This is a genomic window from Snodgrassella alvi wkB2 (assembly GCF_000600005.1).
Taxonomy (GTDB): Bacteria; Pseudomonadota; Gammaproteobacteria; order Burkholderiales; family Neisseriaceae; genus Snodgrassella; species Snodgrassella alvi.
Window position 1 is genome coordinate 1,220,490 of the sequence record NZ_CP007446.1, and the last position, 24,889, is coordinate 1,245,378.

At 40.9% G+C, this 24,889-nt stretch carries 22 protein-coding genes; 13 read left to right on the forward strand and 9 right to left on the reverse strand.

What is annotated here, in order from left to right; genetic code table 11:
* The first annotated feature begins 8 nt into the window (after positions 1-8).
* Positions 9-1,115, forward strand: a complete 1,107-nt coding sequence (rodA, locus tag SALWKB2_RS05625) for a rod shape-determining protein RodA (protein ID WP_025330703.1) — start codon at positions 9-11, stop codon at positions 1,113-1,115.
* 139 nt (positions 1,116-1,254) lie between these two features.
* Here the strand turns inward: rodA and clpP are convergent, their stop codons facing one another.
* From clpP to SALWKB2_RS05645, 4 genes are all read right to left on the reverse strand, one after another.
* On the reverse strand, positions 1,255-1,866 hold the full coding sequence (gene clpP / locus SALWKB2_RS05630) for an ATP-dependent Clp endopeptidase proteolytic subunit ClpP (protein ID WP_025330704.1): 612 nt from the start codon (positions 1,864-1,866) through the stop codon (positions 1,255-1,257).
* Between the two features lie 84 nt (positions 1,867-1,950).
* Positions 1,951-3,270 (reverse strand): trigger factor, encoded by a 1,320-nt coding sequence (tig, locus tag SALWKB2_RS05635; RefSeq protein ID WP_025330705.1) that lies wholly within the window; start codon positions 3,268-3,270, stop codon positions 1,951-1,953.
* A 174-nt stretch (positions 3,271-3,444) separates the two neighbouring features.
* Positions 3,445-4,311, reverse strand: a complete 867-nt coding sequence (locus tag SALWKB2_RS05640) for a DUF1853 family protein (protein ID WP_025330706.1) — start codon at positions 4,309-4,311, stop codon at positions 3,445-3,447.
* Between the two features lie 44 nt (positions 4,312-4,355).
* A complete protein-coding gene (locus SALWKB2_RS05645; RefSeq protein ID WP_037395203.1) occupies positions 4,356-5,168 on the reverse strand; it encodes an RNA methyltransferase in 813 nt (270 codons plus the stop codon).
* A gap of 225 nt (positions 5,169-5,393) precedes the next feature.
* Here SALWKB2_RS05645 and SALWKB2_RS05650 point away from each other — a divergent pair, with 225 nt between their 5' ends.
* From SALWKB2_RS05650 to SALWKB2_RS05680, 7 genes are all read left to right on the forward strand, one after another.
* A complete protein-coding gene (locus tag SALWKB2_RS05650) occupies positions 5,394-6,185 on the forward strand; it encodes an inositol monophosphatase family protein (RefSeq protein WP_025330708.1) in 792 nt (263 codons plus the stop codon).
* Positions 6,186-6,265: 80 nt separating this feature from the next.
* Entirely contained in the window at positions 6,266-6,721 is a 456-nt protein-coding gene (locus SALWKB2_RS05655) for a copper chaperone PCu(A)C (RefSeq protein ID WP_025330709.1), read from the forward strand.
* Positions 6,722-6,986: 265 nt separating this feature from the next.
* Positions 6,987-9,116, forward strand: coding sequence for an AsmA family protein (locus SALWKB2_RS05660; protein WP_038648853.1), 2,130 nt, complete (start codon positions 6,987-6,989; stop codon positions 9,114-9,116).
* Entirely contained in the window at positions 9,113-10,693 is a 1,581-nt protein-coding gene (mnmC, locus tag SALWKB2_RS05665; protein ID WP_025330711.1) for an FAD-dependent 5-carboxymethylaminomethyl-2-thiouridine(34) oxidoreductase MnmC, read from the forward strand. The genes SALWKB2_RS05660 and mnmC overlap by 4 nt, the downstream gene beginning before the upstream one ends.
* Before the next feature lie 191 nt (positions 10,694-10,884).
* Positions 10,885-11,613: a metal ABC transporter ATP-binding protein gene (locus SALWKB2_RS05670; RefSeq protein ID WP_099048801.1), complete on the forward strand. Its 729-nt coding sequence runs from the start codon at positions 10,885-10,887 to the stop codon at positions 11,611-11,613.
* Between the two features lie 5 nt (positions 11,614-11,618).
* A complete protein-coding gene (locus SALWKB2_RS05675) occupies positions 11,619-12,494 on the forward strand; it encodes a metal ABC transporter permease (protein WP_025330713.1) in 876 nt (291 codons plus the stop codon).
* Positions 12,495-12,530: 36 nt separating this feature from the next.
* Positions 12,531-13,418: a metal ABC transporter substrate-binding protein gene (locus SALWKB2_RS05680; RefSeq protein WP_025330714.1), complete on the forward strand. Its 888-nt coding sequence runs from the start codon at positions 12,531-12,533 to the stop codon at positions 13,416-13,418.
* Positions 13,419-13,461: 43 nt separating this feature from the next.
* Here SALWKB2_RS05680 and SALWKB2_RS05685 read toward each other — a convergent pair whose 3' ends face one another.
* Positions 13,462-14,313, reverse strand: a complete 852-nt coding sequence (locus SALWKB2_RS05685) for a ferritin-like domain-containing protein (protein ID WP_025330715.1) — start codon at positions 14,311-14,313, stop codon at positions 13,462-13,464.
* A gap of 153 nt (positions 14,314-14,466) precedes the next feature.
* Here SALWKB2_RS05685 and SALWKB2_RS05690 point away from each other — a divergent pair, with 153 nt between their 5' ends.
* Both SALWKB2_RS05690 and lolA read left to right on the forward strand, forming a co-directional pair.
* Positions 14,467-14,880: a DUF1090 domain-containing protein gene (locus SALWKB2_RS05690; protein ID WP_025330716.1), complete on the forward strand. Its 414-nt coding sequence runs from the start codon at positions 14,467-14,469 to the stop codon at positions 14,878-14,880.
* 285 nt (positions 14,881-15,165) lie between these two features.
* Positions 15,166-15,780: an outer membrane lipoprotein chaperone LolA gene (lolA, locus tag SALWKB2_RS05695; RefSeq protein ID WP_025330717.1), complete on the forward strand. Its 615-nt coding sequence runs from the start codon at positions 15,166-15,168 to the stop codon at positions 15,778-15,780.
* Positions 15,781-15,844: 64 nt separating this feature from the next.
* Here the strand turns inward: lolA and SALWKB2_RS05700 are convergent, their stop codons facing one another.
* Together SALWKB2_RS05700 and SALWKB2_RS05705 are read right to left on the reverse strand one after the other, a co-directional pair.
* On the reverse strand, positions 15,845-16,285 hold the full coding sequence (locus SALWKB2_RS05700; protein WP_025330718.1) for a hypothetical protein: 441 nt from the start codon (positions 16,283-16,285) through the stop codon (positions 15,845-15,847).
* 70 nt (positions 16,286-16,355) lie between these two features.
* Positions 16,356-18,623, reverse strand: a complete 2,268-nt coding sequence (locus tag SALWKB2_RS05705; protein ID WP_025330719.1) for a DNA internalization-related competence protein ComEC/Rec2 — start codon at positions 18,621-18,623, stop codon at positions 16,356-16,358.
* Positions 18,624-19,056: 433 nt separating this feature from the next.
* On the opposite strand from SALWKB2_RS05705, the gene SALWKB2_RS05710 reads away from it, so the two are divergent.
* Complete coding sequence (locus SALWKB2_RS05710) at positions 19,057-19,773, forward strand: DUF502 domain-containing protein (RefSeq protein ID WP_025330720.1); 717 nt, start codon at positions 19,057-19,059, stop codon at positions 19,771-19,773.
* A gap of 71 nt (positions 19,774-19,844) precedes the next feature.
* A complete protein-coding gene (gene aspS, locus SALWKB2_RS05715; RefSeq protein WP_025330721.1) occupies positions 19,845-21,653 on the forward strand; it encodes an aspartate--tRNA ligase in 1,809 nt (602 codons plus the stop codon).
* A gap of 89 nt (positions 21,654-21,742) precedes the next feature.
* Here the strand turns inward: aspS and trmA are convergent, their stop codons facing one another.
* Together trmA and SALWKB2_RS05725 are read right to left on the reverse strand one after the other, a co-directional pair.
* Positions 21,743-22,834 (reverse strand): tRNA (uridine(54)-C5)-methyltransferase TrmA, encoded by a 1,092-nt coding sequence (gene trmA, locus SALWKB2_RS05720; protein WP_025330722.1) that lies wholly within the window; start codon positions 22,832-22,834, stop codon positions 21,743-21,745.
* A gap of 35 nt (positions 22,835-22,869) precedes the next feature.
* Positions 22,870-23,598, reverse strand: a complete 729-nt coding sequence (locus tag SALWKB2_RS05725) for an SDR family NAD(P)-dependent oxidoreductase (protein WP_025330723.1) — start codon at positions 23,596-23,598, stop codon at positions 22,870-22,872.
* Between the two features lie 189 nt (positions 23,599-23,787).
* On the opposite strand from SALWKB2_RS05725, the gene bioB reads away from it, so the two are divergent.
* Positions 23,788-24,837 carry a biotin synthase BioB gene (bioB, locus tag SALWKB2_RS05730; RefSeq protein ID WP_025330724.1) on the forward strand — a complete coding sequence of 350 codons (1,050 nt, stop codon included), beginning with the start codon at positions 23,788-23,790 and terminating at the stop codon, positions 24,835-24,837.
* Positions 24,838-24,889: the final 52 nt, after the last annotated feature.

Below are 24,889 nucleotides of genomic sequence, written 5' to 3' on the forward strand. Positions count from 1 at the left end.
GATAAACAATGATCAATGAACAAAAATGGTTTAAACGTCTCTGGATCAAACTTTGGGCACCTATGGATGTATGGCTTTTTTATGCCATGTTGATTATTTATGTAATGAGTTTGTTTTTGCTCTATTCTGCCGACGGTCAGGATTTTGGTCAGCTTGAAAATAAGACCCTGCATACTATTCTAAGTTTTATCTTACTTTGGGTTATTGCGCGTACTCCTCCTCAGATATTAAGTAATTTTGCTTTACCTGCATATTGTTTGGGGATTTTGCTATTGATTGGGGTACATTTTGCCGGAATTACGGTAAATGGTTCTACACGATGGCTGAATGTTGGTATAGCCCGTATTCAGCCTTCAGAAATTATGAAAATTGCCGTACCGATGCTGATTGCGTGGTACTTTCAGAAAAATGAAAGTAATATTCGCTGGTATCATTATATTATTGCTTTCGTACTGATATTCATTCCGGTAGCACTGATTTTAAAACAGCCGGACTTGGGGACTGCTACTCTGATTATGGCTTCAGGTCTGTTTGTGATATTTTTTGCCGGTTTACCGTGGAAAGTCATCATTTCAGCAATTATTGGTTTCGTTGCCATGCTGCCATTGATCTGGAATTACGGTATGCATGATTATCAGCGTATGCGTGTATTGACTTTACTGGATCCAACTAAAGACCGGCTGGGTGCCGGATACCATATTCTCCAATCTATGACAGCAATTGGTTCTGGCGGAATATGGGGCAAAGGATGGTTAGAAGGTTCGCAAACACATTTAGATTATATTCCTGAATCAACTACAGACTTCATTTTTGCAGTGTTTGGAGAAGAGTTTGGCCTGATAGGAAATATTTTACTGGTAACCGTATATACGTTTATTCTTGTGCGCGGCCTTTATATAACCTTTAAAGCGCCAACCTTATATTGCCGAACCCTGGCTGGAGCATTAACCATGACCCTTTTTTGCTATGCATTTGTAAATATGGGTATGGTTAGCGGGATTTTACCTGTGGTAGGAGTGCCTTTACCATTGGTAAGCTATGGTGGTACAGCTACGTTATCGGTAATGGTAATCTTAGCTATGCTGATGGGTATAAGCAATCAGCGTAAACAATAATATTCTACTTATTTGTTTAAGATAAAAAATATTGTTAGCTTACATGTTATAAATACTACAATAAAAAACGAAACCTTGTTCGAAGGTTTCGTTTTTTATTGTAGTAGATATACTATCTAAATGTCTGCTTCTAAAAATTCTATTTAGGCCTGTGGACTAGTACTTCATCTATCAAACCATATTTTTTAGCTTCTTCAGCTGACATGAAATTATCACGATCGGTATCTTTTTCAATTTGTTCAAGCTTCTGTCCGGTATGACGGGCAAGGTGCTCATTTAACTGTTTTTTCAGTTTAAGTAATTCACGCGCGTGGATTTCGATGTCTGAGGCCTGACCACCTAATCCGCCACTGATAAGCGGCTGGTGAATCATGACGCGGCTATTAGGTAGGGCAAAGCGTTTTCCTTTAGCCCCTGCAGAAAGTAAAAAGGCACCCATACTGGCGGCCTGTCCCAGACACAAAGTTGCTACATCGGGCTTAATAAAATTCATCGTATCAAAAATTGACATGCCCGCTGTAACTGAGCCGCCCGGAGAATTAATGTAAAGAGAAATATCCTTATCAGGATTCTCGCTTTCCAGAAATAATAACTGGGCAACCACCAGATTGGCAGTCTCATCGGTAACGGGCCCTACCATGAAAATAATGCGCTCTTTAAGCAGGCGTGAATAAATGTCGTATGCACGTTCTCCGCGGCCGCTCTGTTCTACTACCATAGGTACCAGACCCAGATTTTCAATATGTGACATATTTTTTCCTCAGTTGAAATAAAAGCACCTAAGCAGCTTTACAACCACTTCGGTGCTTGGTCATACAGATTATGTATTTTACATTCAGGCTTGGGCCTGCTGACCCATCACTTCATCAAAAGTCAGTACTTTATCAGTCACTTTTGCTTTGCCTAATACATAATCAACAACATTCTGCTCAATGGCTAAGGAAGTAGGTGCCTGAAGATTTTTTCTGTCGCTGTAGTACCAGTCGATAACTTCCTGCGGATCTTCATAGCTATCAGCAAATTCGTTAATAACGTTACGCACCTGCTCTTCTGATGGCTCAAGCTTTTCTTCACGAACCAATTCACCCATAATCAGGCTGATGGCAACACGACGACTGGCCTGTTCGTTAAACATGTCCAGAGGTAATTCCAGATCTTTCTGATCCATACCTTGAGCAGCAAAATTTTCTTTCATTCTTGCTGCCATGCTTTTAGCTTCTTCTGTAATCAGTGAGGAAGGTACTTCAATCGGTGTTGCAGCCAGTAATGCATTAATTGCACTGTCTTTAGTCATTTCGCTAACGCGACGGTTTACTTCACGGCTGACATTTTTTTTGATTTCAGCACGCATTTTTTCGACATCACCATCTTCAATACCAAGTGACTTGGCAAATTCTTCATTTACTTCGGGCAGAACTGCTTCAGAAACGTTTTTCAGAGTAATAGTGAAATTTGCAGTTTTTCCTGCCAGCTCTTTACTTTGGTAATCTTCCGGAAAAGTAACGGCAACTTCTTTTACATCATCTTCTTTCATGCCAGCAATACCTGCTTCAAAATCCGGCAGCATCTGGCCTTTGCCCAGCATAAACGGATAATTTTCAGCAGTACCGCCAGCAAAGGCTTCACCGTCAATTTTGCCGGCAAAATCAATAATAACCCGATCGCCTTCACGTGCCTCACGTTCAACATGATTAAAACGGGTACGCTGCTGGCGCAGAATATCAACAGTTTTATCTATTTCTGCATCACCGATTTCAGTGCTGAACTTCGTTACTTCCTGATTACTTAAATCACCGACTTTGATTTCTGGAAATTCTTCAAATACTACGGCAATTTTATAAACTTTTTCATCATCCTGATCGGCATCTTCCAAAGCAGTCAGGCTTTTCAGACCAGCAACTTTTAGTTTTTCAGCTACAATGGTATCTTCAAATGCTTTATGGGTCATTTCGTTCAATACTTCATCACGAATACCATAGCCGTACATAGAGTCGATTATTCTCAGCGGTGCTTTACCGGGACGAAAGCCATCAACACGGGCACGTTTCTGTGCTACTTTCATGCGTGCGTTGACTTTTGCTCTGATGTCTTCCCAGTTCAGAGCCAAAATGATTTTACGCTCTAAATTATCTAATTTTTCTACTGTTACGCTCATCGTAAACCCTTAGATGTCAGTTGATCTGGTTTTGGTTTCATTTGTCTTAAGCTACTGCTTTTGGGCTGTACGCACACGGGCATTTACTCATGCAGACAAAAATTAAATGGCAAGTGTACCATAAGCCCTTACAAAAACCTATGTACTGATAAAAACACTTGCCGCTGTTCAGGTTTAGTTGTTTTTACAATTTGTTTTCATTATACGCTGCACTTCATGCCAGCAGCCGTCTGCACGCTCTTCAACCACTGCAACCATACCCTGGCGGATTTGCTTAATCTGATTGAAGGTAACTATAGCATTACTACTGATGCGTGCAGGAGACAGAAAAGATAAATGGTCAAGTACATAAAAACGACTATTTTCTGAGCATTTAAATTCATCCCAGTTTTCTACATAATACCCTTGCCAGCTCAAAGAATTTAATGGTGCTGGCAATTGTTGCTGTGGTTCAGGCATAAACAGCATACCGCGAATAATGCTGGCATGTTGCAATTGCTCATGCTCCAAAGATAAATCTTTCAGGATATTTTCAGCAGCAGGCTCCGTGCTTAACCTGAGCTGCTGCTGGATTTTATGCATTTTATTAATAAGCTGGTCAGTCGGATTCAGACCGGTAAAGTTTTCAAGTTGATTTGACCGGCTGCCATAATATTTAGTTGCTAACTCCAGATGGTAAATACTTTCGTTTAACTGTACGATAAAATCGAAAGCCCCCAATGTTTGCTGATTATGCTGAACCTGCACATTATGTGCAATCAGTCTGCTGTGCGGAGCATGTAAAAACCAATACCTGAGTAAACGTTCTGCATAAATGCCCAGGCGGCTCTGATATCCGCCATGTTTTTTCAGAAATAAATACAGGCTTTCAGGCTGCTCATCCAGAGAAAGTAAAAATCGGAATCCTTCATCTCCCAATAGTACTGAAACTGGTATCTCGGCAGATGATATCCATGGAGGTGGTGCCGTTAACAGACTGGCCAGATCGCGTACGATCGTTTTTTTTAAACGCCACCAAATCGGATCTGAAGAATAATTCATACTGGCACCCTTTTCTTTTGCAGACAAATATTTACAATATAATACTAATTTTGATTTTTTTGTAATTGCTGACTAACAGTATTGTAGAATCCGCGCAAGACATCGATATCTTCTGTGCTTAACTGTGCACGGTCGAACATTGCAGCCATGCGTCGCATCAGCCTTTTTTCATTGCGCCGGTTAAAGAAGCCGGCCAAATTCATTACCTGTTGTAAATGTTCTACCATACCGCTTGTTTGCTGATGAGTAGCCAGATTCTGTTCTTGTTTTAGATGTGTCATGCTGATATCAACATGGCTGAACAATTCATAACATATAATTTGCACCGCCTGGGCCAGATTAAGAGAAAAATAATCCGGATTACCATTAATAGTAATCAGACGATTGCAACTTTGAACTTCATCTATACTTAATCCAAAAGTTTCATTTCCAAATACCAGTGCTATTTGCTGACCTGTACCGGCTGCCGAAATTAATGAGGGCATGATTTCCCGCGGGGTATGTAGCGGAGCGGACAACTCACGCCGCCGGCTGGTTAAGGCGCAAGATAAAGTAGTATCTGCAAGAGCATCATCCAGTGTAGCGACAATCCGTGCATTTTCCAGTACATCACGAGCACCTGAGGCCAGGATAAAGCTTTCTTCAGGTAATACAAATGCAGCTGGATTGGCATAATCGAACTTAGCAGGATCAGATGTCATCGGTGTTTGCATCAAATTCGGTGCAACAAGAGTAAGTCTGGTTAAACCCATTGTTTTCATGGCTCTTGCTGCAGATCCGATATTGGCAGGATGACTGGTTCGGCTAAGTACAATAGTAATGTTGTTGAGAAAATCCGGTAGAACAGGTTTATTCATATCAGTGATTAATACAGACATCTGCTGAATGCAAAAATTCTGCGTATTATAGCAAAATCAGACCCCTCAATCTGCTATGAGAGCATAATTTTGGCAAAAACACTTTTTGTCGTATAATTGGCGATATTCTGTTTATATTGCCGCAGTGTTTCTATGCGGCATTTGTTCTTTAAAATACCCATTGTATATCTGTTTTAGCTTTTAAGCCCTATCTCGAGAATTAGCATGAATCCTATATTAACTACTGCGTGGAAAGCAGCGCGCAAAGCCGGTCAAATGATGCATCGCGCCAGCAGCAATTTAAACAACATTAAAATTGATAACAAAGCTGCTAATGATTTTGTTTCAGATGTAGACCGTGAGGCTGAGCATATTATTGTTAACACTATTCAGGAAGTCTATCCTCATCATGCTGTTTTGAGTGAAGAGGCTGGTCATTCAGGTAATACTAATGCGGAATATCAATGGATTATTGATCCACTGGACGGTACAACCAATTATTTACACGGACATAAACAGTACGCTATTTCTATGGCTTTGCTGCATAAAGGTACTTTAGCCGAAGCACTGGTTTATGCACCGGAACAGAATGATTTATATGTTGCCAGCCGAGGTCAAGGCGCTTTGCTTAATGATAAGCGTATTCGGGTTAGCAATCGAAGTGATTTATTGCGCAGCCTGATAGCCACAGGTTTTCCAGTTGTTGACCAAAGCATGATGGATACCTATCTGGCAATTTTAAAAGACGTACTGGCTAAAACAGCCGGTGGTCGCAGAGAAGGTTCTGCTGCTCTAGATTTATGTAATGTTGCCTGTGGCCGAGTTGACGGATATTTTGAGTTTAACCTGAAACCCTGGGATATTGCTGGTGGTGCTCTGATTGTGCAGGAAGCTGGTGGTATTGTTACTGATATGCATGGTGAACAAACTTGGTTGGATAGTGGGGATATTGTTGCTGCAAATCCCAAAATTCTTGCCCAGCTTTTACAAATTATTGCTCCGCATTTAGCTGTATAATGTTTTTTATGGCAACTTGCTCCGGTTAAGGTCATACGGGTACAACAAATTTTATATCTGCCTTTATAAAGATGATAATTATGAAAAAAATTTTGTTTTCGACTTTATTGGCTTCATATGCAGGTTTGGTATTGGCACAAGGTATTGCTGCTAATCATGCATGGGCACGGTTCAGTGTGCCGGGAATGTCTTCCAGTGGTGTATTTATGGATTTGGATAATCATTCAGGTAAAGATGATGTTTTACTGAGTGTATCCAGCCCGGTGGCTATGTCTGGTGAAGTGCATGAAACAACCGAAATAGATGGCGTAATGAAAATGCGCCCTTTACCGCAAGGTTTGCCCTTACCTGCCGGTAAGGTGACCCAGCTTCAACCGGGGAAAATGCATATTATGTTAATGGGTTTAAAAAAGCCCTTAGTAAAAGGAACAACAATTCCGGTGCGTTTAACTTTTCGTTATGCCAAACCGTTAATGCTTAATGTTCCTGTCAGTGTCGGTTCTTCTGCTTCAGATAATCATCATATGCATCATTAGTTTTGCAGCCAGTCTGTCAAACAGGCTGGCATTTATCTTTATCTTACAATCTCTGGTCTTTCAATAGATTCGTCTACTTAATTGACTAAGCTGATTGTTGGCTTCTAATTTAATCAGTAGGATATTTTTATTTTATTGATTGAATTTGTTTTATATAAAAATATATTTTGTTTCTTTGTTCTGATGATAAATCAGAACAAAGTTTTTGAGAATAATCCAATTTTAATTCAATATGATTTCCTTATTGCATTCAGGCAAATTCTGGTTGAAGCTGATTGTATTCAGCTGCCTGAGCATTATCCTTTTGCTAACCATTGATATAGCCGTTTTGCATTATTTATTTAATGCAGAAGAAATTAATAAACGGGCAAATGCCATGATGGCAAATAGTGGCCATCAGGTTATTTTTGACCAGGATATAAACCGTGCTATGTTTCCACGCCCGACAGTTACTTTGCACAATGTACGTATTAAAAATAAATTCAGCAAAGCCGACGATATTCATATTGATGATATGAAAATTGGTTTAGGGTGGCAAAGTTTGTTTGGTCGCATGACAATTGAAAAATTACAGCTTACAAATGCACACGTTAATCTTGTTAGAGATAGTCAGAGGCAATGGAATTTGAGCGATTTATGGGAACAACAACAAAAAAATAATCAATTGAAAATTAATCGCTTTATTTTGGAAAATGCCAGCTTCCGTATCAATGACGGACAAAATATTCAGAAAATTAATCAGCTAAATTTACAATGGCATAATCTTGGTAATAACAGTTTGCTTAAACTGGATGGGACGCTCAGCGGCCAATACATGCAGACTATGCAATGTCAGCTAAGTGCTGTTTACCGTCCTGATGCGGTTATGCAGTGGCAGGATATCAATCTGGAAGTAAAAACTAAGCTACCTTCTTTGGGCGATAGTAATGGCCAATGGCATTTTGATGCGCGCTGGCTGCCTCAGCAGCAGCTTTTTCAGACAACTGCTGTCCAATGGCAATGGCACAGTCAGCATAATCAGTTGCATATATCAGGTAATGGTCAGAACTGGCAACTTGGTTGGGCTAAACTATTATTACCACAATTGAACGGTGTGGCTACCGCACAAATTGGTGATAATGAGATTAATGCAACTTTATCTGCCAGTAATACCAGCTGGATACAGAATCAATGGTCTTTATCACAGTTTCAGATTGATAGTGGCTGGCAAAGTCATTTATATCAAACTGCTTTAACCGTGAGCGGTCAGTTAAACTGGCTGGATATGCGGCATTGGAAAATTAGTAATTTATCGGTTAACAGCCATCAGGATGCTGTTAATGCTCTGCCTTATTTGCGGTTTATCAGTGATCTGACGGGCAGTCTTCATGGAGATGACAACGGTAATGCACAGTTAGTATTACAAGGTCAGTTCGATAATCAACCTGTGGATATTAACTTAAATTACCAAAGTGATAAAAATTCAGGAAAAGTGAATGGAAATATTCATCTTGTTCAGCTAAATTTACGCCCGTATATAGATAATACTACCGGTATACTTCCATCTGACTGGCAAAAGTTGTGGCAAAACTGGTTTAAAAACCGTTCTGTTAATACCCTACTTAATATCGATTCTTTGCAGACGCATAAAGTGCAACTGAATCAGCTGAAAACCAATCTTTCAATTGATGCGCATAATTTTACACTGCAACCATTCAGTATTCAGATGTATGGCGGAAACAGTCAGGGAATGTTACAGATTAGCAATGCTAATCCCTTGAGCTGGAAAATTCAGCAACATGTAAATAATGTGCAGATAAAATCTTTTCTTCAGGATACATTTGGCTGGCAAAACCTTGACGGAACTGCAGATGCCGATTTTGAGTTACATGGTAATGGAATGAACCGTAATCAATGGCTGTCGACTCTGACTGGTAATGCTAAATTACAAATTCATCAGGGTTTCTGGAACGGGATTGATATTAATAACATTTTGCAAAACAGTGAGAATCAGACTACCGTTGCTTATAATGAAACCAGCCAAACGCCATTCCGTAATATTAAGCTGTTTATTCCGGTAGAGAACGGTAAGAGTAAAAACGGACGAATAGAATTGCATGCTGATAACTTTGATATTAAAGGAACGGGTAGTGTTAAATGGCTACAGCAGCAAATGGATTATAATGTGCTGGTTGCTACTCGGCGTGCTCAGCAGCAAAATTTACTGCCATTACGCATTAATGGCACTTTTAGCCGCCCTTCCTTTACAATTGATTATCAGAAACTGACTGCCGGTTTACACACTTCACAACAAAAACAGGACAGTTTGCGGCAAACATTACAGCAGCAATGGTTATGGCTGAATCAAGGAGCTAGTTCCTCTTCCGAAACTCATACCTCTGCTCGTCAGCCATGAGCGTTTATACTTTCCACGGGTGGCCGAAGCCAGATGAACTGGCTGAGAAGATAGGCAGTGATGAGCAGGCAGAAATCATAATAATTGCACAAGACTGGCCTGAGTCTTTAACTGCACAATCACCTGCTGGCCAGATTATTGTACAGCTCTGGCTTGAAGCCAAGATATTCTGGCTGCACCAGCCGGTATTTAGTTATCCATTTCGTTATGCAGGAAAATTTATTCTTATTCAGCCGCATGTATATGAACAATGGGTTCAGTTTAATCCCGGTATAGTCTGTACAAGTACGACGCCCGTTTATTCTGAATTCAGATATAAACCATGGCTTACCTTGCCGGATTTATTACCGGTTAAATCCGTGGTGGTGATTGGCGCAGGTATTGCCGGCGCTGCCACTGCCTTTGCTCTGGCAAAGCGTGGTATAGCAGTAACAGTCATAGAACAGCATACAATTGCCAGCGCAGCCTCAGGCAATCATCTTGGTCTGTTATACGCAAAAATTTCTGCCCATGCTACGGTTCAGACTGAGCTACTACTAGCTGGCTATGGCTACAGCCGGGCACTGCTCAGCAACTGTTTGCCTTCCGGTCAGGGTTGGCTGGATTGTGGTGTTATCCATCTGAATTACAATTCAAAAGAACAGCAACGTAATATGCTGTTGGCTAATCAAAATCCGCAAAGTAAATTATTTCATGCTGTTACACAGGAAGAAGCCAGTCAGATTGCCGGTATAGATTTGCCGCATAGTGGTTTATGGTGGCCTTATGGCGCTGCAATTAATCCTCTCAGCTGGATTCAGAATATGCTCAGGCACCCGCTGATTCAGGTATTAACAACAACGAAAGTAAATGCCATTTGCCGGCAAAAGGATTTATGGCAGATAGATTGTCAGAATCAGCTTGAGGTATTTTCACTTAATGCATCACATATTGTCATTTGTGCCGGAGCCGAAAGTAATTTTTTGTATCCGGTAGCCGGATGGCCGCTTCATAAAATACGCGGTCAGACAACTACAGCCAGTATAAAACAGGAGGCTGTACAGCCACACTGCGCATTGAGTGCAAATAGTTATATTACCCCGCAATGGCGTGATAAATTGTGTTTTGGCGCTACCTTTCATCCCAATCAAACCAATGATGATTTAACCAGTGAAGACGAAAAAGAAAACTGGCAGCAATTACGCCAATGGATGCCGTATCTTGCAGCTAACTTAGATTCTGATATCCCTTTGCAGGGACATGCAGCCATACGCTGTGATGCTTATGATCATTTACCGGTTGTCGGACCAATCGGCGATACATCTGCTATGTTCAAGTATTATGCGCAGTTGCGTATGGATAAAAACTACCCGCTTACCCAGCCCTGTCCATGGCTGCCGGGAGCATTTATTAATACCGCTCATGGCAGCCGTGGATTGATTACTGCTCCGCTATGCGCTGAAGCTATAGCTGCATCTATTCTTGGTTTGCCCTCTCCTTTATCGGTACGCTTACAGCAGGCTTTACATCCGAATCGTTTACCCATCAGGATGCTCACTCATCACCAATCATTCACATTTGCTGCACAGACTAAGTAACATTTTGCATATATATAATGTTATAGGGTATCATTTATGTAATGTTATATAGTAACATTCTTGATTAAAATTGCTTATTAAAGGCTCAGTATGTTTTCACTCTTGCTTTGCGGAGCAATAAAACGTCTGTCATGGGTAAGCCTGATTCTGGTTTTACTCTGGTTAATGTATGCATGGGCGGTGTGCGGATCATGAGTATTCAGCTTGAAAATGTTACTGTGAGCTATAGACATCGACCGGCTATTCATCATATCAATATTGATTTTAATATGAATGAGATGTGGGCTATATTTGGTCCAAACGGAGCGGGTAAATCAACTTTGCTTAAAGCCATTATGCATCTTGTTCGCCCTGATAGCGGCCAAATTAGCTGGGGAAAATTGCAGCGCTCTGATATTGCTTATCTGCCTCAGCAGTCGGATATTGATCGTAGCCAGCCGATGAGTGTATTTGAACTGGTAGCAATGGGTTTATGGTATGAAACCGGTTTTTTTGCCAGTATATCTAAAGCCATGTATCAGCGAATTTTTAATGTACTTAACCAGGTAGGGATGTTGCAATATAAAGACCGCAGTATTGCTCAGCTTTCTAACGGACAGTTTCAACGCATATTGCTGGCGCGTATGCTGATTCAGAATGCAAGTGTATTATTACTGGATGAACCATTTAATGCTGTCGATGCGTCAACCACATTTGCTTTACTGGATATACTCAAGACATATCAGCAGCAACAAAAATGTACTGTTATTACCGTTTTGCACGATTATGAACAAGTACAAGCCTATTTCCCCAATACGCTATTAATTGCCCGTGAAAAAATTGCAGCAGGTAAAACGGATAAAGTAATAACAGAAAATAATCTGCAAAAGGCAGCGGCAGCTATGCAGCAATATGAACAAAACCAGTGGTGTGACAGGTAAAACTGATGAATATTGTCCATTTACTTACAGAACCTTTTGCTGATTATGATTTTATGCGTTATGCACTCTGCTCTATTGTATTTCTTGCTTTGGGGACGGCACCGGTAGGGGTTTTTCTGATGATGCGCCGCATGAGTCTGGTTGGTGATGCTTTAGGCCATGCAATTTTACCGGGTGCTGCCGCTGGTTATATGATTGCCGGTCTCAGTCTGCCTGCAATGAGTTTAGGTGGCTTTATTGCCGGTTTACTGATGGCTTTACTGGCCGGTCTGGCCAGCCGCTTTGCCGATGTACGTGAAGATGCCAGCTTTGCAGCTTTTTTTCTTACCTGTCTGGCTTTAGGCGTGGTGTTGGTCAGTCGTGGCGGTAATAGCGTCGATTTACTGAATTTATTATTCGGCTCAATTTTATCGGTTGATCGTGCGGCCTTAACTTTGGTTGCGGTAGTCAGCAGTATAACCATGCTGGTACTGGCTGTTATTTACCGGCCGCTAATGCTGGAAAGTATCGATCCGCTGTTTCTGCGTGCCGTAAACGGAAAAGGGACACTTTGGCATATTATTTTTTTAATTCTTGTCGTCTTGAATCTGGTAGCTGGTTTTCAGGCATTAGGTACCCTGATGTCTGTAGGCTTGATGATGTTACCGGCTATCAGCGCAAGGCTATGGCATAAAACGATGGGCGGCATGATGACGATTGCTGCCGGTATTGCCATAGTTTGCGGATTTATCGGATTACTGCTTTCTTACTATATAGATCTGCCTTCAGGTCCGGCAATTATTTTGTGTTGTGGTTTTGTTTATATTCTGTCTTTATTTATTGGTTGTGAAAACGGTATTTTATGGTGGTTATATAAACGTCACCGTCATCATATTACCTGAAAAATTTTCAGTAAACTCATTTTAGGATATTAGTTGATGAAACGTGGTCTGTTTATCTGTCTGTTAACTTTATTTCTGACTGGTTTAGCCAGCATAATTCATGCAGCACCATTACCGGTAATCACAAGCTTTAGTATTCTGGGAGATGTTACACGGCAAATCGGCGGTGAACGAGTACAGGTACGAAGCCTGATTGGTACTGATCAGGATGCGCATATGTATCAGTTAGTAAGTAAAGATTTACGTGACATGCGTACTGCTAAACTGATTTTGCTTAATGGACTGGGGCTTGAACCTCTTGCTTTGCAACGTGCCGCTCAGCAAAGCCGAGTACCTTTGTTTACTGTTACTCAGAACATTAAGCCGTTAATGCTGGCTGATGACGGTCACGGACATCATCAGCATACCGATCCGCATGTCTGGAATGACCCTGTTCTCATGCAAATATATGCACGCAACATTGCTAATGCTCTGATAAGTGTGGATCCGCAAGGTAAAGCCTATTATCAGCAGCGTCTGACTGCATATCAGCAACAACTTGCCGGATTGAATAACTGGGCAAGCAAAATGTTTAATGCAGTGCCTGCAGAAAAACGAAAAGTGTTAACCGGACATGATGCTTTCGGTTATATGGCAAAACGTTACCGGATTGAATTTATTGCGCCACAAGGTATGAGCACCGAAGCAGAGCCTTCTGCCCGTCAGGTTGCCGCTATTATCAGCCAGATCCGGCGCGATCATATTAAAGCTATATTTATGGAAAACATAAAAAATCCGAAGATGGTTCAGCGTATTGCCAGCGAGACTCAAACCAAAATATCTGGTCGTCTTTATTCTGATGCACTGAGCAAAGGTGCTCCGGCAGCTACATACATTGATATGTTCCGTTATAATGTAAATGCTTTATGCAGTGCGATGAAATAAATTTACAGATAAGCATATAGTCAGTGCTGGCTATATGCTGTTTTTAATTTTGTAAAGCCTGCCGCCAGTTGTGTATATCTGTCTGGCGGTTTTGCTCAAAATTTTCCAGCATTTCCAGTTCAAAACTAGAAAAACCGGCTTGTTCCCGTGCTTCCAGATTAACATAGCCGCGAAAAATAAATAAATCATAACGACTGAGTAAGCGACGAAATAATGTCAGTGGCTCAAGTCCGCGCTGTTTACATAAATACTGATACCAGTAATTTCCCGCACGTACATGCCCTACTTCTTCACGATAGATAATATCCAATACAGCACAAGTTTCATCATCCCCTTTTTGAGCAAATTTCTTACGCATTCCGGGTGTTACATCCAGCCCTCGTGCTTCCAGTACTCTGGGTACTAAAGCCATGCGCAGTAATGGATCAAATGCAGTTTTATAAGCCATATCCCATAAATGATTATGAGCTGAAAAATCACCATAATCATATCCGGTTGCTTGCAAACGCTGACGCATAAGCTGAAAGTGTTTTGCTTCTTCAGCAGCAATCCGTACCCAGTCACGAGTGAACTCTTCCGGTAACAATCTGAATCGGTAGGCTGCGTCTAAAGCCAGATTGATTGCATTAAATTCAATATGACAAACTGCATGCAACAAAGCTGCATAACCTTCTATAGTAGTTAAATTTCTGTTTGTAACTCTGGAGGGAGGCACTAACTCAGGTTTCGGTGGATGTCCGGCCAGACGAAAATCTTTTATTTCACCTGTTTCATCCCTTCTCAGACTATTCGCAGGTGTATCTGAGCACAGTTGCTGTGCAGTTAAACTTAGCGTACATTTTTCCTCAGGCTGGCAACTTAACAAAGCAGATTCGAGTAATAAGACAATAGACATATATAGAAGTTACGTTATGGCAAAATTATGATTGAGTATACATGTCCTGTCGCTGCTAAATAAACCGCGATTTAATATGATTTAACAATTTAATGGTTTTAATCAGCTATTATGAATTACAATATCAATTTATTAATATATAAAAGGATTAAAATGTATTATTCACGCACAACAAAAGCTGTTCTTTTAACTTTGACTTTAGCAGTTTCCATTCCTGCACTAGCTGATCATAATTGGCAAACCTGTAAAGAAAAACAGCAACAGATTGAAAAACAAATGCAATATGCACAGGCTAACCATAATCAAAAGCAAATTAACCGGCTGAATGCACAAAAAGCAGACATCATTCAAAATTGCTCAAATGATGATTTACGACAAAAATACACTCAGAAAATTAATAAATTAGACAGCAAAATCAGTGAAACACAGCGTAAACTAGCCAAGGCTCAGGCTAAAGGAGATACAGAAAAAACTGCTGAATTACAAAATAAATTAAACGAAAATACATCAAAGCTTCAACAGGCTAAACAGAATTTAGCCCGTTTTGAGCAGGCTGCTAAACATTAAATGCACCAATATTGCTGATGAAAGAGCTTTTCACTTAAGGCTTTTTCATTAGCAAATTTATTTTCTGAAAATTCTTAGAAATTTTATGTAAACTAATAAGAAATCCCTATACCATCATTGATTGATATATTCGCCAGATATTTTCAAATTCCTTATTTGTTAAGACTATTGTCATTATTCATTTATTTTGTAATTATACAAACAGAGATTAATAGCTTAATTTAGTTTCATCTTTGTTCAGGAGCAGCTAAAATATCCTTTAGTAGTTCATCAAAGGAGTAATTAATGCGAATTTTGAGTAAAGCAATACTAACCGGCTTTATGACTGTCAATTTAACTCTGGCCTATGCCGGAGGTCTTGATACTCTGCAAAAATTCAATTCCGATACAGATGGTATTTCCGGTCAGTTTAGTCAGACTGTTCACAGTAAAAAGCGTACTCAAACTACTTCAGGAACATTTTCCATTCAGCGCCCGGGACTTTTCCGCTGGGAATATACACAGCCATATAAGCAAACTATTGTTGGTGATGGTAAAACTGTCTGGTTATATGATCAGGACTTAGCTCAGGTAACCAAGCGCTCTCAGAATCAGACCATTGGCGATTCTCCGGCAGCTATTCTTTCGAATAAATTAGCGTTGAATGCCAATTATACCTTGTCAGATGATGGCAGCAGTAATGGCATTGATTATGTTCGGGCCATTCCAAAACGAAGCGATACAGGCTATCAGAATATTCGTATTGGTTTTCGTGGTGACAATCTGGCCAATATGCAGCTGAAAGACAGTTTTGGTAATCTGACCAATATTACTTTCAGTCAGCTTAATACTCATCCGCAGTTTAATCGCAATCAGTTCAAATTTACACCGCCTAAAGGTGTAGATGTATTAAGCCAGTAAAATAGATTAATAGCACAACAGGCAGCCTGTACCTGCCTGTTTTATATTGCTCATTAACGGGATGTCAGCAACGATAAACGTATGAGCGTCCGTTATGAACCCCTCGGCACCAGCGCGGGCGGAACATCATCCAGTCCATATCATCATCCCATCTGCGCTGCATTGCCCAGTTCTGTGCCTGCTGCAATTTAATTTTGTTAATATAATTATTCCATGCCAGCTTGTAACAACTCTGAAAAATAGGCAAATTAACTTTTTGCCGGTATTCTTCTGCTAATTTGGCATTGGCAGGATCAGATAAAAATGTCGGGTTTTGCATTTGTTGCTGCATTAATTCAGCAGTCCGGGTATCACACTGTGCAGCCAGATCCAGTTGCAGTTTTTGCTGTGCAGCCTTTTCTGCCGCTGCACGCTCGGCCTGACGGGCAGCTTTTTGTTCAGGTGTAGCACAAGCAGCCAATGCTAAAACGACTATGCCTAAATAGCAAATTTTCCGCCAATACATACAGATTCCTTTTATCCGATTACTTTCAGATTCTTATAATTATACACTAGGACATTATGGCATTTAATTGTTATAGCCTTGATGTTTGTTTCATCGGTTTTCGTTGCCAGTATGGTTTATAAACCTGTAATGGCTGCCAGCTTAAATTTCGTTCTGATAAAATTGACTGTATTCCTCCCATCCGGTCTGTTCGTAAAAGACTAATATTTTCCTGTGCCAGCAATGCTTGCACCTGAATATGCGGATGACCGTAAGGATTAGCAAAGCCTGCACTGGCCACGGCATATTGAGGGGCAACTGTTTGGATAAAAGCAGCATCACTTGAATAACGGCTGCCATGATGACCTAAAACTAAAATCTGGCTGAACAATTTATCCCCATAAGCTTTTAGCAAGGTCTGCTCGCCTTTTTTACCTAAATCGCCGGTTATCAACACGGCTTTATCAGCACTGACTACTCTTAAAACACAGCTATAATCATTTTTTCCTTTTTTATTAGTTGCCACTGGCTGATTAAGAAATTCAAACCAGACATTGTCCCACTGCCAGTTAGCACCGGCTGTACATGGGTGGACAGGAAACTGATATGCACTGATTTGTCCGGCGATGATTTTTTTAGGTTGCAGCTGCTTTTTAATCAGTACAACACCGCCGTCATGATCAGCATCATTATGTGAGAGTACTAGCGTATCAAGTTGCCTGATACCGGCTGCGCGTAAATTAGGTAATAACACCGATTGCGCAGCGTATGCTGTACCCGTATCAAATAATAATTCATGCCCGGCCGTACTAATGTTTACAGCCAGACCTTGCCCGACGTCCCATACTCTAACTAATGCTTCACCCTGAGCAGGACGTGGCGGCTGGTAACTGAGCATTAACAATAAAATTAGCAGGCATAGCGGACGAAGATGCCAGCCTCGGGGCAGCAACATAATTAAAACAGACAGCATCGCCAATACCCACATAGCCAATGGCGCATGTGCGGGATAATATTCCGGGGCATATTTGGCTATTGTGTTCAATATCTGCATAGTTTGTTCGGTAAGATATGCAGCAAAAGTACGCAAAAAATCTAACGGAACAATCATTGATAATAATGCTATTGGTACCAGAACCAGTGTGAACCACGGAATGGCCAGAGCATTTACCAATGGCGACATGACAGGTACCGAACCAAAACAGAAAGCTACCAATACAACTGAAGCAAGTCCGGCAGCCCACTGTGCCTGCATTAACTGAAACAATTTAATTGTATGATTTACACCTTCTCCTGCCCACATCAGAACAGCAACTAACAAAAAAGAAAGCCAGAAACCAACACTAAGAACGGCCAGAGGATCAAACAGCAATACAAGTGCTATCGTCAGCCACCAAATTTGAAATGCTCGCAAATACCCCCGCCGCCACGTCAGCGCCAGAATGATAATCATTAGCATACTTCGCTGGGTCGGCACGGCAAATCCGGCCAGAGCACTGTATACAATCGCAGTAATTACCGCTGCTCCGCGTGTCAGTATCCATGGTTGTGAAATCTGAAAAGGAAGATATTGTAAGCATTTGCTGCACAACCATGCAGCAAGCATGGCTAACATCCCTACATGTAAGCCGGAAATACTGACCAGATGATTTAAACCCAAAGGACGGAATACCTGCCATGCCTCAGCCGGTAATGCAGACTGTTCACCGACTGTAAGCGCCTTTATTAATGCTACGCCCTGCGGATATATCTGAGATTGTGCTTCCCATCGGCCGCCGCACCAAATTCGCCAGCTTGTGAGCTTTTCCTTCCAGCCGGACACAGCCGGAAGTGCTTTGCGTTGACCTTTTACCACTGTAGCCTGAGCGCTGATATGATTAGCCAGTGCCCATGCTTCACGATTGAAACCAACCTTATTAGCTTCACCGATTATGGCACGAACTTTTGCTTTTATTTGCCATCGGCTGCCAGCTGTCCATTGTTGTTTTGAATAATCTGTCAGTAGCCATTGCTGCTGCCGTCCATCTGGTAATTTAACCTGTGCCACAAAACGACTGCGTTGCTGTTCATATTGAGGGATATCGCTTACAGTAAGCGTAATATTTTGCACACTTGCTTTATCAGTAAGCGGCCATTGATTTTGTAATAAATTATCCGTGCGCCATAATGCAAATATTATTCCGGCGCATAAAGCACAACCAAACAAAAAAACCAGCCAGCGCGTAAAAAATGCGAAGACTAACAAAATAAAAAAAGCATATATCCACGGTAAAATCGCTGGTGATGGCAGCAGATAAGAACCGCAAACACCCAATACCCACCACGGTAACCATCCACTGACTACGAGAGTTTTTGACATACAAGCTGCTGTTAATTTCAGATAAATATTTATTTGTAATTATCATAACCACATTATACTGAATTAATTTAAAAATGTTATTGTAATTTTTTGGCCGTAAAGCTTTTTTAATACTAGATTTATAGAAATCTGAGATGATAATAACAGGACAGATAATCATACATAAAATTAAATCAGGTAGATGAAAAATTTAATACTCAATTAACGGGTTTTATTCAGTCCTATTAAAATGGTTAAATCCTGATAAAATGAAATTCCAATATGTTATTTTTAAAATATACAGTTATTTTGCCAATCTGAATTTTCAGTATCTGTACTGTTGAATTAAATTTAATTAATCTCAGTAATGCCGCTGTGAAAACAAACAAATATGGGTATAATATAAAGTTTGATAATTTTAAGCCGGCTTTAATTAAAAGGACTTAATCACACTATGGCACAACAGCCTGCCGAGGGCGGAAAACTGAAAAAATCATTAAAGAAATACATGCTCACTGGCGTGCTGGTATGGTTACCTATTATTGTAACAATCTGGGTAATCAGCTATATCATTGGCATGGCAGATCAGCTTGTCAACATTCTGCCTGCTCACTGGCAGCCACAGGCAATATTGGGATTCAAGATTCATGGTTTAGGCTTACTGTTTGCTATCATTGTTGTATTTTTCACTGGTTTACTGGCAGCAAATATGCTCGGACGCAGAATATTCGCTGCCTGGGATGCGTTGTGGGGGCGCATTCCTGTCGTAAAAAGTATTTATTCCGGAGTCAAAAAAGTTTCTGAATCTCTATTGTCAGATTCCCGGCAGTCGTTTAAAACGCCCGTATTGGTACCCTTTCCTCAGCCGGATATCTGGACTATTGGATTCGTATCAGGTCACATACCGGATAAACTAGCATCCGCTTTACCGCACCATTCTGAAGAAGCTTCGTCAGATAATTATATTTCAGTATATGTGCCCACTACACCTAATCCGACAGGTGGTTACTATATTATGGTTAACAGTAAAGATGTCCGCGAAATTGATATGAGCGTGGATGATGCACTGAAATATGTTATTTCACTGGGTATGGTGCAGCCGGATGAACCACCGCACAACCAGTCATTACAGGCTATTTTCTCTTTACACAAACCAGCCAAACCGCATTAATGCATGATTGGCCGGAAATGATAATCCTGAATGACACAATTAACCGTAATCATAGTAACAAAGGCATCAAAATGCGAACCAACTATTGTGGCTTAATTAATGAGCAATATCTCGACCAGACTGTTACCGTAAAAGGCTGGGTACATCGCCGCCGCGATCACGGCGGTGTAATATTCATTGACCTGCGCGACCGGGAAGGTATCGTACAGGTAGTAATTGACCCGGATACACCTGAAGCTTTTACTCTGGCTGACTCTGCCCGTAACGAATATGTACTAAGTATTACCGGTCGTGTACGTGCACGTCCTGAAGGTACCAAAAACGATAAAATGATTTCCGGCGGTATTGAACTATTAGCCAAAGAAATTGACATACTCAATACTGCTGCCACCCCACCATTTTTAATTGATGACGAAAGCATCAGTGAAAATGTACGTCTGACTAACCGCGTAATTGATTTGCGTCGTCCGGTTATGCAAAATAATCTACGACTGCGCTATCGTGTTGCTATGGCTGTTCGCCGATATCTGGACAGTCAGGGATTTATAGATATCGAAACACCGATGTTAACCCGCTCTACTCCTGAAGGTGCACGGGACTATCTCGTACCCAGCCGTGTATTTCCAGGTGAATTCTTTGCGTTACCGCAGTCTCCGCAGCTATTCAAACAGCTACTGATGGTGGCAGGATTTGACCGCTATTACCAGATTGTAAAATGTTTCCGTGATGAAGACCTGCGTGCTGACCGTCAGCCGGAATTTACTCAGATAGACCTTGAAACTTCGTTTTTAAGTGAAAACGAAATCATGGATATCACTGAAAACATGGTTAAGCTGGTTTTTCAGGAAGCTCTGGCTGTAGATTTACCTGTTTTCCCGCGCATGAGCTGGCATGAAGCTATGTTCCTGTATGGTTCGGATAAACCGGATTTGCGCGTAAATCTGCAATTTACCGAATTAACCGATTTGATGAAAACGGAAGAGTTTAAAGTATTTCGTGCGGCCGCCGATATGAAAAACGGCCGTGTTGTTGCCTTGCGTGTACCTAATGGTGCCAGCCTGAGCCGCAAGGAAATAGATACCTATACAGAATTTGTTGGTATTTATGGTGCAAAAGGTCTGGCGTATATCAAAGTAAATGACATTAGCAAAGTAAATAATACAGAAGATAGCGGTTTGCAATCTCCGATTGTGAAATTCCTTTCTGATCGTGCTTTGCAGTCTATTATTGAGAAAACCGGCGCACAAAATGGCGATATCATTTTCTTCGGTGCTGATAAAGCCAAAGTGGTTAACGAAGCTATTGGCGCACTGCGCGTTAAAATCGGTCACGAGCATGGTGCTGCTAACGGCTATTTTGCTGACGAATGGCGTCCATTATGGGTAGTTGATTTCCCGATGTTCGAATATGATGAAGAAGAACAACGCTGGTCTGCTATGCATCATCCTTTTACTGCACCTAAGGCCGGTCATGAGGATTTACTGGTATCTGCACCGGATCAGTGTATTGCCCGTGCTTATGATATGGTGCTAAATGGCTGGGAAATCGGTGGAGGCTCTATTCGTATTCATCGTGCAGATATTCAAGAGAAAGTATTTGCTGCACTGAAAATCACTCCAGAAGAGCAACAGAATAAATTCGGTTTTCTGCTGAACAACCTGAAATTCGGTGCTCCTCCGCATGGAGGTCTGGCGTTTGGTCTGGACCGACTGGTAACCCTGATGGCTGGTGCTGATTCCATTCGTGATGTTATCGCATTCCCGAAAACTCAGCGTTCGCAGGATTTACTGGTAGATGCACCAAATCATGTTGACGAAAAACAATTGCGTGAGCTTGGCCTGCGTTTACGTCAAAAAGTTCAGACTGAAGAGAAAAATTAATTTATTCTTTTGATAAAAAACTGCCTGATAAAATTTATCAGGCAGTTTTTTATCCTTTAGGCAAAGTACTATTTATAAATTAAATTTAATCAGCGTCTCTTTAGCCAGACACCAGATTCGATATGCGGTGTGAAAGGAAACTGATCAAACATGGCGGCCTGTTTAACGCTATGAGTAGCTAATAATGTTTGCAGATTTTCGTGCAAAGTGACCGGATTACAGGATACATAAATAATGTTATCAAATTTCTGTAACAACTTAAGAGTGTCATGATCAATACCGGCTCTCGGAGGGTCCACAAAAACCGTACTGAACTGATAATCAGCCAGATTAATCTGCTCGCTGGCCAATCGCCGGAAAGTTCGGATGCCTGTAAATGCTTCTGTAAATTCTTCTGCCGAAAGTCGTGCTAATGCAATATTATTGATATGATTATTTTCAATATTCCAATGCGCTGCCTGTACAGAAGTTTTTGATACTTCTGTAGCCAGAACTTTGTGAAATTGGCGGGACAGCGGCAAAGTAAAATTACCATTACCACAATAAAGCTCCAGTAGATCTCCACCATTGATCGATTGAGCAACATCAACAGCCCAACCCAGCATCGACTGACAAACTTCTGCATTCGGCTGAGTAAAACCACCTTCAAACTGTTTATACTCAAAGATTTCATTATGAACTTTTAAGCGTTCAATAACATAATCGCGTTCCAGAACTACCTTCTGCCCACGGCTGCGTCCCAAGATCTGAATGTTCAGTTCGGTGGCCAGCGATTTAGCTGACTGAGCCCAGACATCATCCAGTTTTTTATGATAAATCAGAGTAACCAGCGTATCGCCAGCCAGTGTTGTTAAAAATTCAACTTGAAATAAGCGTGTTTTTAACTCTTCTCTGGCCTGTATTTTGCTCAGTAAAACAGGCATCAATGAGTTAATATTTTCATGAGCTATGGCAAAATCACGTATTTTACATACATTACCGGAACTGGCTTTTTCTCCAGGGGTAAACATAGCATAACTACAGCTGTCTCCTTCATGCCAGATACGAAATTCCGCACGCATCCGGTAATGAGAAGCCGGAGAAGTGAAAATCTGTATTGGCGGAAAAGCACAGTCTGCAAATAGTTGCTCTAGATAGTGCTGTTTATCAGATAATTGTTGCTGGTAAGTAATACCGGTCATATAGTTATCAGCCAAAGCAAAAAGGGCTTATTATATCAAACCCCGTTCTGTTCCCGTACATCGCGCAGAATTTGCCGGCCATAATCATCTGCAGCAATCATATCCGCAATTGTTTTTGCAGTATCTTCAGCACTTTGCAACTGATTTTTATCCTTTAAGCCAATAAAATTTTGTACCAGGGGAAATTTATCAGCATCGGCAGAACGGATATTTTGCTGCATATTGGTATCAACAATACCGGGAGCAATACTGGCAATACGTACATGCGGATGTTGTTCAGCCGCTACTACTGCTGCGTGCTGATCCAGTGCCGCCTTAGTAGCTCCATATACGCTCCAGCCTGCTACCGGATGCCGTCCGGCACCACTACTGATATGCGCAATGCGAATTTCAGCTTTCGGAGCAGCGGCAATCACCGCATTAGTTAATAGTAATGGTGCAGTAATATTTACAGTTACTGCTTTAATAATTGCATCACAATCCTGCTGGCCTATTATTGAATTCGGCTCTACCATACCAGCGTTGTTTATCAGAATAATTTCATTTTTATTTTCAAGACCACTTTGCCAGCTGGCTGACCGGATTAATGTCGCCATAGCATCAGCATCAGAAAAATCAATTGAATATTCCAGTAATTTTTCCGGCGGATTATCCCAGCCATGCCGTGATAGACCGACAACTTTAACTTCTTTGGTCAGGTAATATTCTGTCAGAGCCCGTCCTAACCCCCGACTATGACCAGTAATAATTACACAACATTGCATATTAAATTCCCTTTTTCAAAAATTATCTGAGCTTCTAGCCAGATAGTAATCATACACTTTACTTATGCAGTAAAAAATTAGATTTTAATTCGTTTAAATATAAACTTGATTTACGGAGAAATTGACATTATTAAGTTAAGTATTATCATGAAATGTAAATTTTATGCCTGTTATTTAAAGGAAATTTTTATGTCGCTAAGCATTATTCGTCATGATTGGTCCCTACCAGAGGTTATCAAATTATTTCAACTGCCATTTAATGATCTGATATTTAAAGCACAAACAATACACCGACAATTTTTTGATGCCAATAAAGTGCAAATTTCAACTTTACTATCCATAAAAACTGGTGCTTGTCCGGAAGACTGTAAATATTGCCCCCAGTCAGTCCATTACGATACCGGTCTGGAAAAAGAAAAATTGCTTGAAGTTCAAAAAGTAATTGAAAAAGCCAAGGCTGCAAAAGCAATCGGTTCAACACGTTTCTGTATGGGCGCTGCCTGGAAGCATCCTACTGCCAGAGATATGCCGTATGTTCTGGAGATGGTAAAAGGTGTTAAAGCACTGGGCATGGAAACCTGTATGACTCTGGGCAAATTGTCACAAGATCAGGCTCATGCTTTATCTGAGGCCGGGTTAGATTTCTATAATCATAATTTAGATACTTCACCCGAATTTTACGGAAACATCATTACCACCCGTACCTATGCGGAGCGTTTGCAAACATTGGCTTATGTCCGAGAAGCAGGCATTAAAATTTGCTCAGGCGGAATTCTTGGAATGGGTGAATCTCTAAAAGACAGAGCCAGTTTATTAATTCAACTGGCTAATTTAGATGAACATCCGGAAAGTGTTCCCATCAACAATCTGGTCAAGGTTAAAGGTACGCCTTTAGCGAATGAACAGGATATTGAACCGTTTGATTTCATCAGAATGCTTGCTGTTGCCCGTATTATGATGCCTAAATCACATGTGCGATTATCCGCAGGACGGGAACAAATGAATGAGCAAATGCAGGCACTGGCTTTTTTAGCAGGAGCAAACTCTATATTTTATGGAGATAAATTGCTTACCACATCTAATCCTCAAGTTGAAAAAGATAATGCTTTATTTATTAAATTGGGTATCAGTCCCGAACAATGTGAGGATTATAGTGATGAGATACACCGGGCAGCTATTGTACAGGCAATTTCCGAGCAAACACACAATAGCATGTCTGGTAATATTAACGAAGCTTAGCAACTCAGTGTTATTTAAGCTCGTTTGTACAGTAGAGTGATAATTCTATTAT

Excerpts from the sequence above, each read along its gene's own strand:
- rodA (WP_025330703.1), top strand. The coding sequence starts at position 9 with ATGATCAATGAACAAAAATGGTTTAAACGTCTCTGGATCAAACTTTGG.
- clpP (WP_025330704.1), bottom strand. The coding sequence starts at position 1,866 with ATGTCACATATTGAAAATCTGGGTCTGGTACCTATGGTAGTAGAACAG.
- tig (WP_025330705.1), bottom strand. The coding sequence starts at position 3,270 with ATGAGCGTAACAGTAGAAAAATTAGATAATTTAGAGCGTAAAATCATT.
- SALWKB2_RS05640 (WP_025330706.1), bottom strand. The coding sequence starts at position 4,311 with ATGAATTATTCTTCAGATCCGATTTGGTGGCGTTTAAAAAAAACGATC.
- SALWKB2_RS05645 (WP_037395203.1), bottom strand. The coding sequence starts at position 5,168 with ATGAATAAACCTGTTCTACCGGATTTTCTCAACAACATTACTATTGTA.
- SALWKB2_RS05650 (WP_025330708.1), top strand. The coding sequence starts at position 5,394 with ATGAATCCTATATTAACTACTGCGTGGAAAGCAGCGCGCAAAGCCGGT.
- SALWKB2_RS05655 (WP_025330709.1), top strand. The coding sequence starts at position 6,266 with ATGAAAAAAATTTTGTTTTCGACTTTATTGGCTTCATATGCAGGTTTG.
- mnmC (WP_025330711.1), top strand. The coding sequence starts at position 9,113 with ATGAGCGTTTATACTTTCCACGGGTGGCCGAAGCCAGATGAACTGGCT.
- SALWKB2_RS05670 (WP_099048801.1), top strand. The coding sequence starts at position 10,885 with ATGAGTATTCAGCTTGAAAATGTTACTGTGAGCTATAGACATCGACCG.
- SALWKB2_RS05675 (WP_025330713.1), top strand. The coding sequence starts at position 11,619 with ATGAATATTGTCCATTTACTTACAGAACCTTTTGCTGATTATGATTTT.
- SALWKB2_RS05680 (WP_025330714.1), top strand. The coding sequence starts at position 12,531 with ATGAAACGTGGTCTGTTTATCTGTCTGTTAACTTTATTTCTGACTGGT.
- SALWKB2_RS05685 (WP_025330715.1), bottom strand. The coding sequence starts at position 14,313 with ATGTCTATTGTCTTATTACTCGAATCTGCTTTGTTAAGTTGCCAGCCT.
- SALWKB2_RS05690 (WP_025330716.1), top strand. The coding sequence starts at position 14,467 with ATGTATTATTCACGCACAACAAAAGCTGTTCTTTTAACTTTGACTTTA.
- lolA (WP_025330717.1), top strand. The coding sequence starts at position 15,166 with ATGCGAATTTTGAGTAAAGCAATACTAACCGGCTTTATGACTGTCAAT.
- SALWKB2_RS05700 (WP_025330718.1), bottom strand. The coding sequence starts at position 16,285 with ATGTATTGGCGGAAAATTTGCTATTTAGGCATAGTCGTTTTAGCATTG.
- SALWKB2_RS05705 (WP_025330719.1), bottom strand. The coding sequence starts at position 18,623 with ATGTCAAAAACTCTCGTAGTCAGTGGATGGTTACCGTGGTGGGTATTG.
- SALWKB2_RS05710 (WP_025330720.1), top strand. The coding sequence starts at position 19,057 with ATGGCACAACAGCCTGCCGAGGGCGGAAAACTGAAAAAATCATTAAAG.
- aspS (WP_025330721.1), top strand. The coding sequence starts at position 19,845 with ATGCGAACCAACTATTGTGGCTTAATTAATGAGCAATATCTCGACCAG.
- trmA (WP_025330722.1), bottom strand. The coding sequence starts at position 22,834 with ATGACCGGTATTACTTACCAGCAACAATTATCTGATAAACAGCACTAT.
- SALWKB2_RS05725 (WP_025330723.1), bottom strand. The coding sequence starts at position 23,598 with ATGCAATGTTGTGTAATTATTACTGGTCATAGTCGGGGGTTAGGACGG.
- bioB (WP_025330724.1), top strand. The coding sequence starts at position 23,788 with ATGTCGCTAAGCATTATTCGTCATGATTGGTCCCTACCAGAGGTTATC.